9 protein-coding genes are annotated in these 10944 nt (G+C 66.2%); 6 read left to right on the top strand and 3 right to left on the bottom strand.

The window, feature by feature from the left end; all coding sequences use genetic code 11:
• The first annotated feature begins 27 nt into the window (after window positions 1–27).
• The gene (locus HZB86_11705; protein ID MBI5906187.1) at window positions 28–240 is read left to right on the top strand and encodes a hypothetical protein; all 213 of its coding nucleotides are present in this window, start codon (window positions 28–30) and stop codon (window positions 238–240) included.
• A 58-nt stretch (window positions 241–298) separates the two neighbouring features.
• Here the strand turns inward: HZB86_11705 and HZB86_11700 are convergent, their stop codons facing one another.
• A complete protein-coding gene (locus HZB86_11700; protein ID MBI5906186.1) occupies window positions 299–1717 on the bottom strand; it encodes a 1-acyl-sn-glycerol-3-phosphate acyltransferase in 1419 nt (472 codons plus the stop codon).
• Between the two features lie 51 nt (window positions 1718–1768).
• Here HZB86_11700 and HZB86_11695 point away from each other — a divergent pair, with 51 nt between their 5' ends.
• Complete coding sequence (locus HZB86_11695; GenBank protein ID MBI5906185.1) at window positions 1769–2440, top strand: alpha/beta hydrolase; 672 nt, start codon at window positions 1769–1771, stop codon at window positions 2438–2440.
• Here the strand turns inward: HZB86_11695 and HZB86_11690 are convergent.
• A complete protein-coding gene (locus HZB86_11690) occupies window positions 2406–3194 on the bottom strand; it encodes a substrate-binding domain-containing protein (protein ID MBI5906184.1) in 789 nt (262 codons plus the stop codon). The genes HZB86_11695 and HZB86_11690 overlap by 35 nt on opposite strands.
• A gap of 463 nt (window positions 3195–3657) precedes the next feature.
• Between HZB86_11690 and HZB86_11685 the strand changes: the two genes are divergently transcribed.
• Window positions 3658–4125, top strand: a complete 468-nt coding sequence (locus HZB86_11685; protein ID MBI5906183.1) for a cache domain-containing protein — start codon at window positions 3658–3660, stop codon at window positions 4123–4125.
• A gap of 96 nt (window positions 4126–4221) precedes the next feature.
• Here the strand turns inward: HZB86_11685 and HZB86_11680 are convergent, their stop codons facing one another.
• Entirely contained in the window at window positions 4222–4584 is a 363-nt protein-coding gene (locus tag HZB86_11680; GenBank protein ID MBI5906182.1) for a translation initiation factor Sui1, read from the bottom strand.
• 108 nt (window positions 4585–4692) lie between these two features.
• On the opposite strand from HZB86_11680, the gene HZB86_11675 reads away from it, so the two are divergent.
• From HZB86_11675 to HZB86_11665, 3 genes are all read left to right on the top strand, one after another.
• Entirely contained in the window at window positions 4693–5712 is a 1020-nt protein-coding gene (locus HZB86_11675; GenBank protein MBI5906181.1) for a fructose-bisphosphate aldolase class I, read from the top strand.
• A 15-nt stretch (window positions 5713–5727) separates the two neighbouring features.
• Window positions 5728–9051 (top strand): DUF748 domain-containing protein, encoded by a 3324-nt coding sequence (locus HZB86_11670; GenBank protein MBI5906180.1) that lies wholly within the window; start codon window positions 5728–5730, stop codon window positions 9049–9051.
• 34 nt (window positions 9052–9085) lie between these two features.
• The coding region (locus HZB86_11665; protein ID MBI5906179.1) for an AAA family ATPase at window positions 9086–10944 on the top strand (1859 nt) is incomplete at its 3' end.

The raw sequence follows: 10944 nt of genomic DNA, 5'->3' as shown, positions 1-10944 counted from the left end.
TCCGCCACCGAGACGAAACACAAGAGCGTGGCGTGCGTGAAGTGCCACGAGAACCGGCACAAGGCGGTCCCCGAGTGCCAGCAGTGCCACGGGAGCAAACACCCGGCGGCGATGATGAAGAAGTTCCCCAAGTGCGGAATGTGCCACAACGTCGCGCACGACCTGAACCATTGGCCGGAAGGCGCCGCGCCGGCCAAGGCGAAGGCGGCTCCGGCGAAATCCGGGAAGAGGAAGCCGTAGACCGGAAATTGGGGAAACGGTGACGGACGGCCCGGGGCCGCAAGGCCCCGGGCCGTTCTCATTCCTGGACGGGCAGCAGGTGGCGGATCGCGTTGGCGTAGTAGCGCAGCAGCGGGATCTCGTTTTCCGCAGGCGCGTACAGCCCGTCCTCTTCCGTGACCAGCCGGCGAAGGGCGAGGGCGCGAAGTCCCACGGTCACGGCGTAATCCTGGTCCTTCCTCGGAATGTAGACGTGGGCTCCGGCGTCGGAGAGCTCCCGGATCAGCCGCAGCGCCTCCGCCTTCAGCTCCAGTTCGCTCCGCCGGACGTCGGGACGCCGGAGGAGGACGGTCGCCAGGAGGGAGACCGGGAGGACGGGGATCACCTTTCCCACGGCATCCATCAGCGTATCGGCGAGGACCGCAACCTCCCGGAAACGGTCCTCCCGCGCCAGCGTCGCCGGAGCGATCCCCCGGTCGCGGCAGAAGGAGCGCATCGAGACGGGGGACCCGAAGTTCACGCACGCGTAGCCGAACCGGTACCATTGCCCGCGCGCCATGAGATAGAAGTTCCGGAACGCGAACGACAGGGATTTCGCGGCGACGAATGCGATCCCGCGCCGGGGCGCGTTTCCCTGGAAGGCCAGCACCTGGGTCCTGTCCTCGAACGTCCGGTCGTAGTTGATCCCCACGGGGATGAAGACGATGTCCCTCTCCCCGGCCGGGTCGAACGCCCGGGTCATGTAGTCGAGCAGCCCGAGCTTCGGGGACTTGAGCGCGCCGTCCTTCGTCAATCCTCCTTCCGGGTAGATCGCCTGGACGACGCCGCCCTCGGTGGCCATCGCCACGTACCGTTCCAGCACGAGGCGGTAGAGCGGATCCGACGAATTCCTCCGGATGAAATAGGCGCCCAGGGACCGGATCAGCGTCTGCAGCGGCCAGATCCGCGCCCACTCCCCGACGGCGTAGGAAAGCGCGGTCCGCGTGGCGGCCAGATACGCGACCAGGACGTAGTCCATGTTGCTCCGGTGGTTCATGACGAACACCACGGTGGATTTCGGGTCGACCCGCGAGAGTCCCTCCTCGTCCGTGAATCCCACCCGAACCCGGTAGAGCGCCCGGGCGGCGCTGCGGGCGAGCCAGTATCCCACCCGGAAGTAGGCGTAGGCGTTGAACGCCGGGACGATCTCCCTCGCGTACCGCTCCACCTCCGCCACCGCGACGTCGCGCGGGATTCCCGTTTCGCGGGCGTGCTCTCCCGCCGCCGCAAGGACCTTCGGGTCGTACATCAGGCGGTCGATGAGGACCTGCCGCTTGGTGAGGGTGAACGGGCGGATCTCGAGGTGGAGGCGTTTGCCGATCTCCTCGAGGACGATGTTCACGCGCCGGCGGAGAAACCATCGGACCCCGGGGACCAGCAGTCGGTCGACGGCGCCGAGGATCGCCAGCGCGGCGAAGAGAAGGGCGGCCCAGAGGGGAAGCGTGACGGATCCGCTCATCGGCACAGTCTACCATCAAGCGATGCGTTATAATCGCGCCCTGGAGGGCGATTGACCACAGGAAACAGGGATCGCGGCCCGGCGGGGGATCCGGTCGTTCTCGTGCACGGACTCTGGATGACGGGAGCCGAGATGCGGGTGCTCGGGGGACGTCTGTCGCAGGCCGGGTTCCGCCCGCGCTACTTCCGTTACCGGTCGTGGCGCCGCGGAATCGGAGCGGCGATCGTCGAGCTGCGCGCCTTCATCGAGGCCACCGAAGGGGAAACCGTCCACCTGGTGGGGCACAGCCTCGGCGGTGTGGTCATCGCGAGGATGCTGCTCGAAGGGGAAATTCCCCGGGTCGGGAAAGTGGCGATGCTCGGATCCCCCATGGGGCGGTGCTCGCTGGCGGAGAAACTGTCCCGCGTCGGGGCCGGCCGGTGGCTCCTCGGGAAATCCGCCCTGGAGGGGATCGTCGGGGGACCGCAGCGGTGGAACCCGAGCCGGGAGCTGCTGGTGGTCGCGGGGGACGTTCCGATCGGGACCGGCGTACTGTTCGGGCTGGAAAAGCCGCACGACGGCGTGGTCCGCGTGGAGGAGACCCGTGTGGAAGGAGCCCGCTCCGCCGTGGTCCGCGCATCCCACGTGGGGTTGCTCCTGTCGAGGAAGGTCGCCGCCCTGATCTGCGACCACTTCGGAGGGGCCGTCGTCAGTTCCGGGACGTACGCTCCGCGTCCGCGTTGAGGAAATCCAGGACCCTGCCCAGCTCCGGCGAGGGTGCGCCCCGCGTGACCAGGTACAGGCCGTACCGGATCTCCCCCGTTTCCACGATCCGGAATTTCATGTAGTTCGGCGGGAGGTCCGGGATCGGCATCGCACCGATCGCGCCGTCGAGAAACCGGACGTAATTCGCCGTGTCCTTCGCGCCTTGCGTTTCGATCCCCCGTATCGCGTCCGGGTTCCCCGCAAGGAGGTCGCGGATCAGCGTCTTTCGGGCGGCCGTGCCGGACGGAGGCTGCACCGGCACGATCCGGAGGTCCGGGCCCCCGAGTTCCCGCCAGTTCGTGATCCGGCCGCGGTAGATCCCTTCGAGATCCCGGAGGGAGATGGAACGTACCGGGTTCGACGGATTCACGATGACCCAGACCCGTTCCGACGCGACGGGGTGCCGCCGGAGGTCCGTCGGGATCTCCCTCCTTCCGTACCGCGTCATTTCCGCCACCGCGTCCTCGAGAGGCGATGACAGCATCGCGGCCTCGCACTCGCCGTTGATCAGCGACTCCAGCCCGTTCGCCTCGCCGATCCCGGCCAGGAACAGCCCGACGCCGAGGGAGTCGCGAAGGCCGTCCCGGGCCGGTTCGAACACCTTTTCCATCACCACCGGGGATCCGTACAGGCGAACCATAGCCCCGGCCGCGGCGGAATCCCCGGCCGCGGAAAGAGGGTGCGGTGCGAAGAGGGAGGCGAGGAGCGCGACGATGGGAACAGACTTTTTCATGCATCCTCCGTCGATGGCGGCATCGTCCCCCGGGCAGGGGGCCATGGTGTGGAAACCGTCCGCAACCACTGTGCCGGGGGGGGATGCGAACGGCCGGAATTCGGCAACGGTTCGCGGTTGCAAGAGCGTTCGGTCCGGAACCCCTTTACCGTTCTATCGATAAACGTTTTTAAAACGCGCGGAATTTTAAATGAATCCGAAGCGATTCCGTACTGCCGGAAGGCAAAAGGCGAACGGATGTACGGAATCGTTACGAAAGGACGTCACCGGGGACGATCCTGAAATGGATGGGATCGTTCGGTTTCGCCCGGATCGAACGCCGGGATGCGGAAATATCGCCCGCTCGATGACGCGTTTCCCGGATCCTCTGGTACATTATCCGGTAGAGGAGGTCCGGGGGAAATCGGGAGCGGGGATTCGTTCGTCAACTACAGATCGAAAGACCGATCCGGGAGGGCGAAGAATGCGGAAATTCACGTTGGCCGTCGTTGGGATCGCGGCAGCCCTGTGTCTCGCGGGGGCCGCGATGGCGGAGAGCGGCACGAAGGACGAGTGCGTCGCGAAGAGCAAGGAAGCCGCGAAGATGGTCACCGACCAGGGAGTCGAGGCGGCCATCGCCGAGATCAACAAGAAGGACGGGAAATTCGTCTGGAAGGACACGTACGTGTTCCTGATGGATCTCGACGGGAAGATGCTCGCGCATCCGATGAGCCCCGCGCTGATCGGGCAGAACGTGCTCGACCGGAAGGACAAGGGCGATCCCGGCAAGCTCCTCTTCGTGGAGTTCGTGGAGCTGGCGAAGGGGAAGGGCGAGGGATGGGTCGACTACATGTGGGCCAACCCGGGAGATCCGAAACCCAGAAAGAAGGTCACCTACATCTACCGCGTCCCGGGGAAGGACGTGTTCGCGGGCGCCGGAGTCTACGAATAGCGGCGGGGGGAATCCGCCGATCTTCCTGCGGGCCGGGGGGCTTCCCCCCGGCCCTTTCCTTTTCCGGTTCCACGACCCCATCCCCGGATCGTCCCGTCATCCTCCCGCCTTCTTCACGAGAAACCCGCGTGCCGAGAGCTCGATCACGACCGAGTCCCGGTGGTCGCCCTGGATCTCGATGACGCCGTCCTTGAGCGTCCCTCCGGTGCCGCACCGCCGCTTGAGCGCGGAGGCAAGCTCCCTCAAGGCGTTTTCCGACAGCGGCACGCCGGACACGGTGGTGACCGTCTTTCCTCCGCGCCCCTTCGTTTCCCGGCGCACCCGCACGACTCCGTCGCCCGGGGGCGGGGGCGCATCCCGGCGACAGGCGCACTCCGCCATCGGGGCGCGGCACCGGGGGCACACCAGCCCCCGGTCGGTGGAGTACACCAGCACCGGGTCGTCCCTCCGTCCCGCCATCGCGGCCTCCCGATTTCCCGTTCCGTTTTTACCTTTCTTGGAAGAATATAGCAGGTGGGACGCATCCCACGGTCTGGAAGAATGACCGCCGGACAGGAGGTGGCGTCGATGGAAATAAAGGAACTCGAATCCATTGCGAGGTCCCTGGTCGTTCCCGGCAAGGGAATCCTCGCCGCCGACGAGAGCGCGCCGACCATCGAGAAGCGTTTCCAGGGAATCGGAGTCCCTTCCACCGGGGAAAACCGCAGGGCGTACCGGGAGATCCTCTTCACCGCGCCGGGGATCTCCGAATTCATCAGCGGGGTGATCTTGTACGACGAAACGATGCGGCAGACGGCGTCGGACGGCACGCCGTTCCCGAAACTGCTCGCCGCGCAGGGGATCGTCCCCGGCATCAAGGTCGACGAAGGCGCGAAGGCGCTTGCGGGATTCCCGGGGGAAAAGGTCACGGAGGGGCTCGATGGGCTTCGGGGACGCCTCGCGGCGTACCGTGAGCTGGGGGCGCGGTTCGCGAAGTGGCGGGCGGTGATCGACATCGGCGAGGGGATGCCGACCCGATACTGCATCGTCGCGAATGCGCACGCCCTCGCGCGGTACGCGGCCCTGTGCCAGGAAGCGGGACTTGTCCCCATCGTGGAGCCGGAGGTCCTGATGGACGGGGGGCACACGATCGAACGGTGCGGGGAAGTGACCGCGGAGCTCCTCTCGACGGTCTACGCGGAGCTTGCGGCCCACCGGGTGAAGCTCGAGGGCACCCTCCTGAAACCGAACATGATCGTTGCCGGCAAGAAGTCCCCGGAGCAGGCACCCGTGGGCCGGGTGGCGGAGGACACCGTCCGCACCTTGAGGGGAGCCGTACCTCCCTCCGTCCCGGGGATCGTGTTCCTGTCGGGCGGGCAGACCCCCCGGCAGGCCACGGAGCACCTGAGCGCAATGAACGCGATGGGAAGGCATCCGTGGGAACTGAGCTTCTCCTACGGACGGGCGTTGCAGGACCCGGTGCTGAAGGCATGGAAGGGCGATCCGGCGAATGCCCCGGCTGCCCGATCGGCGTTCCTGCACCGGGCGAAGCTGAACGGAGCGGCGCGCTTCGGCAGGTACGATCCGGCGATGGAAGGGGAGGGGTGACCGGGAGTGGGGAGATTGTCGGAGTTCCGTGCGAAGCCGTCGTACCGGATCGGGCTGATCGCGGCGGTCGCGACGGTTTCGGTCTACGCCCTGCTCGGCTACCTGATCCTCCCCGCCATACTGAAATCCGTGCTTCCCGGGGCGCTGTCGGACGCGCTTCACCGGAAGTCGAGCGTCGCGGCCGTCCGGGTGGACCCGTTCGCGCTGTCGGTCTCGATCCGGGGGCTCTCCATCGCGGAGCGCGACGCTTCGGGCACCTGGATCTCCGCCGAGGAGATCTTCCTGGACATCCAGCTTGCGTCGGTGTTCCGGGGCGGCCCGGTGCTGGGCGAAGCGCGCCTGCAACGGCCGTACGTGAATATCTCGCGGCGCGGGGACGGATCCTACAACTTCTCTGATTTGATAGAGGAATTCTCGAAAAAACCAGTAAAAGAATCCAAACCTCTAAAGTATTCCTTTAACAATATCCAGATCGTCGACGGGAAGGTGGACTTCGACGACGGGCCGAAGAACACCCGCCATGAAGTCCGCGGCATCCACCTTGCGGTTCCGTTCCTGTCGAACCTTCCCTACTACGTGGACCGCTACATCCAGCCGTTCTTCGCCGCGGTCGTCAACGGGAAGGCGGTTTCGTTAAAAGGGAGGAGCAAGCCGTTCAGCGAATCCCTCGAAACGATCTTCGACGTGAACCTCATGGACCTCGAGATCCCGCACTACCTCGAATACGTGCCGTTCCGGCGCCCCTACGAGGTTCCGTCCGCGTTCCTGGACGTCAAGGCGGAAGTCTCATTCGTCCAGCACAAAAACCGCCCGCCGGCGGTCCGGGTCCAGGGGGATGTGATCCTCCGCGAAGCCGTGGTCCGGGGTTTGGACCGGCGTCCGTGGATCCGGCTTCCGATGGTCAAGGCGGTCGTTTCCCCTTCGGACGTCATGGCGGGAGAGGTTCGGCTCGCGAACCTGATGGTGCGGGACCCCGAGATCGACGCCGCGATCGACCGGGACGGGACCCTGAATCTCCTCTCCCTGGTGCCGGAGACGGGCAAGGGGAGATCCGGAAACGGCGGAGTGGCCGTCGCGGCGAAGGACACGGGAAAGGGCGGCAGGGGGTCGATCGTTTCCGTAGACTCCATCCGTCTCTCCGGCGGAAAGGTGCGGTTCACGGACGCCTCCCGGAAAAGTCCGTTTCGCACCTCCATCGGGGATATCCGGGTCGACGTTGACCGGCTGAGCACCGAGCCGGGAAAAATGGCGGAGGCGACGCTTTCCCTCGCGACCGATTCCCGGGAGACCGTGGAGCTGAAGGCGAACTTCACCCTGGAACCGCTGTCCTCGGGCGGGTCGGTCGCGATCGGCAGGCTCCTGCCGGGCAAATATGCGCCGTACTACGCGGAGTCGGTCCCCGTGGTCGTGAAGGGAGGGACCCTGGACGTGCGGACCGGCTACAAAGTCTCCCGGGACGAAGGTCCGGACAAGCCGCTCGTCGTGACGCTGGACAACGTGTCCGTCGACGGGAACGCGTTGCGCATGGAGGACCCGGGAACGGATCCGGCGGTGCGGATCGCTCTGGACCGCCTGAAGCTGCGGGCGGACACCGTGTCGACGGAGAGGAACCGCAAGGGGAAATTCTCCTTTTCCACGATGCTCAACGGCGAGGGGGCGGTATCGCTGGGGGGAGGCTTCTCGGTCGAACCGCCGTCCCTGACCGCGAAGATGCGGCTGAAATCGGTTTCCCTGGTGCCGTTCCAGCCGTATTACACGGACAAGGTCCGGATCCTGCTTACGGGGGGCAGCGTCTCCGCGGGAGGGGACCTGTCGATCGACGCGCCGAAGGGGAAACCGGCGCGGGCCGCGTTCCGGGGGGAGTTCTCGGTCAACGACTTCTCCTCCGTCGACAAGGCGAAGGGAGAGGAGTTCCTGAAATTCGCGACGCTCCATTTCGGGGGCGTTCAGGTCGGGTACAACCCGACGGCGGTCGCGATCCGGGAGATCTCTCTCGCGGACTTCTACTCGCGGATCGTCGTGAATCCCGACGGGACCCTGAACGTGCAGGGGATCGTCTCCTCGGACAACGCAGCGATGGACAACACGTCCGTCCGTCCGGCGGCGTCCCCGTCATCGGTCGACAAAGCGGCCCCAACGCCGCCGACTCCGGTCCGGATCGACACGGTGACGCTGCAGGGGGGCGCGATCCGGTTCAGCGACCGGTACGTCAAGCCGAACTACTCCGCGAGCCTGGCGGAGATCGGCGGCCGTCTGACCGGCCTGTCGTCCGAGGAGGACACGCGCGCGGACGTCGACCTCCGGGGAAAGCTGGAGAACTCCGCGCCGCTTTCGATCGTCGGGAAGCTCAACCCGTTGTCGAAGGATCTCTTCCTCGATCTCCGGGTCGATTTCCGGGACATGGAGCTCTCCCCGCTCACGCCGTACTCCGGGCGGTTCGCGGGATACGCCATCCAGAAGGGGAAACTTTCCCTTGGGCTCAAATACCACATCGAGAAGCGTGCGCTCGAGGCGGAAAACAAGGTGTTCCTCGACCAGTTCACGTTCGGTGAGTCGGTGGACAGCCCCGACGCGACGAAGCTCCCGGTGCGTCTCGCGGTCGCCCTGCTGAAGGACCGGAAGGGGGAGATCCATCTGGATCTCCCCGTTTCGGGGATGATCGACGATCCGAAGTTCAGCGTCTGGGGGATCGTCTGGAAGATCCTGGGGAACCTCCTGGTCAAGGCGGCCACATCGCCGTTCGCGCTCCTCGGGGCGATCTTCGGGGGAGGCGAGGAGCTCTCGTACCTCGAGTTCGGACCGGGTTCCTCCGCGATCCCCGCGCCGGGGGCGGCCAAGATCGGAAACCTGGTCAAGGTGCTGACCGAGCGGCCCGCGCTGACGCTCGAGATCGAGGGGCACGTCGACCCCGACCGGGACAAGGAGGGGTTGCGGCAGGGGATCTTCCGCGGGAAGGTCGCCGCTCAGAAGGTGAAGGAGCTGGCGAAGGCCGGCCAGGGCGTACCGGCGTTGGACAACGTCCGGGTGGACGCCGTGGAATATTCGAAGTACCTGGCGCTCGCCTACAAGGAGGAGAAGTTCCCGAAGCCGCGCAACATCATCGGGATGGCGAAGAGCCTTCCCGTCCCGGAAATGGAGAAGCTCATGCTCACCCACATTGTGATCACGAACGACGACCTCCGCCAGCTCGCGCTGGATCGCGCCTCGCGCGTGCGCGACCGGTTGACCGAAGGCGGCAAGGTGGAACCGGCGCGGGTCTTTCTCGTCGAACCGAAGTCGCTTGCCCCGGAAAAGAAGGAGAAGCTCGCCGACAGCAGGGTGGATTTCCGCATCCGGTGAGTCGCGTCCCGCGACCTTTTCCGAAGGAGGCTCCATGGCCAGGCCCCTTGCCCCCGAAGAGCTCCGTCGCGCCTGCGACGCGAGGCGCTTCCCGTTTACGACGACGGACGAGATCCCCCCGCTGACCCGCATCGTGGGGCAGCAGCGGGCGCTCGACGCGATCGAGTTCGGTCTCGACATGCGCAGCCTGGGATTCAACATCTACGCGCTGGGCGAGAGCGGCACGGGCAAGACGGCGGCCGTCCGGGCGTACATCTCGCGAAAGGCGTCGACGGCGCCGACCCCGCGGGACTGGGTCTACGTGTTCAACTTCCGGGAGCCTTCCGAACCGATCGCGGTCTCCCTCGCCCCGGGGCGAGGCGCGGAGTTCCAGCGGGACATGTCGCAGCTGGTCGATTTCCTGCGGGCGGCGATCCCCAAGGTGTTCGAGTCGAAGGAGTACGAGCAGCAGAAAAGCCGGATCGTGGAGGAGTTCCAGAAGCGCCAGAAGGAGCTCTTCGCCGGCCTCGAGGCGCAGGCGGAATCCCGGGGGTTCAAGGTCCACGCGACCATCAACGGCTTCTCCCTCGTGGCGGTGGACGAAGCGGGGGAGCCGGTCACCGAGGAGAAGTTCGGCGCATTCGACGACCGGCGCAAGCGGGAGATCCGCGAGCGCGGGAAACAGGTGCAGGAACGGCTGGACGACGTGGTCCGCACGGTCAAGGCGGCGGACAAGGCGGCGAAGGACGCCCTGGGGCAGTTGGAGCGGGTCGCGGCGCTGTCGGTGCTGGGGCACCGGCTGGACGAGATCCGCGCCGGGCACGCGGGGAACGGAAAGATCCTTTCGTACATCGATGCGGTCCAGGAGGACGTCCTGGCGAATCTCGAGGATTTCAAGGGCGGGGGGGAGGAGCCGGCGTCGCCGCTTCCGTTCCTCAAGGTGGCCCGGCAGGAGCCGAACTTCACCCGGTACCTGGTGAACGTGATCGTGAACAACGGCGGCGCGGAGGGGGCGCCCTGCGTCTTCGAGAGCAATCCGACCTATTACAACCTGTTCGGGCGGATCGAGCACCGGTTCCAGATGGGCGCCGCGATCACGGATTTCTCCATGATCAAGGCCGGGGCGCTCCACAAGGCGAACGGGGGGTTCCTCGTCATCGCGGCCCTGGATCTGCTCCGGAACATCTTCTCCTACGACGCGCTGAAGCGCGCCGTCCGGAACGGGGAGGTGAAGATCGAGGACGTCTGGGAGCAGTACCGCCTGGTGACCACCGCCATGATGAAGCCGGAGCCGATCCCGCTGGACGTGAAGGTCGTCCTGATCGGGAACCCGGAGATCTACTACCTTCTCTACAACCTCGACGAGGAGTACCGGGAGCTGTTCAAGGTGAAGGCGGACTTCGACCACCGGATCGAGCGGACCGACGAGAGCGTGGACCATTACGCGTCGTTCGTCGCGACCAAGGCGAAGGAGGAGGGGCTGCTGCCGTTCGACGCCGGCGGGGTGGCGCGCGTGGTCGATTTCGGCGCCCGGCTGGCGGAGGACCAGGAGAAGCTGTCGACGAAGTTCAGCGACATATCGAACCTCCTGCGGGAGGCGCACTACTGGGCAAGCCGGGATGGCGCCGCGGCGGTCAACGGCGTACACGTGGGGAAGGCGCTGTCGGCCAAGGTTTCCAGGAACAGTCTGGTGGAGGACCGCATGCGGCAGCTGGCGGCCGAGGGGACGATCCTCCTCGAAACCCGGGGGGAGCGGGTCGGGCAGGTGAACGGGCTGGCGGTCCTCGACCTCGGGGACCACAGCTTCGGGAAGCCGTCGAGGATCACCGCCACCGTGTACGCGGGCAAGGCGGGCGTCCTGAACATCGAGCGCGAGACGAAGATGTCGGGGAAGATCCACGAGAAGGGGGTCCT

It is taken from the genome of Deltaproteobacteria bacterium (assembly GCA_016234845.1).
GTDB lineage: Bacteria > Desulfobacterota > Deferrimicrobia > Deferrimicrobiales > Deferrimicrobiaceae > JACRNP01.
This window is presented reverse-complemented; position numbering and strand designations above follow the sequence as displayed.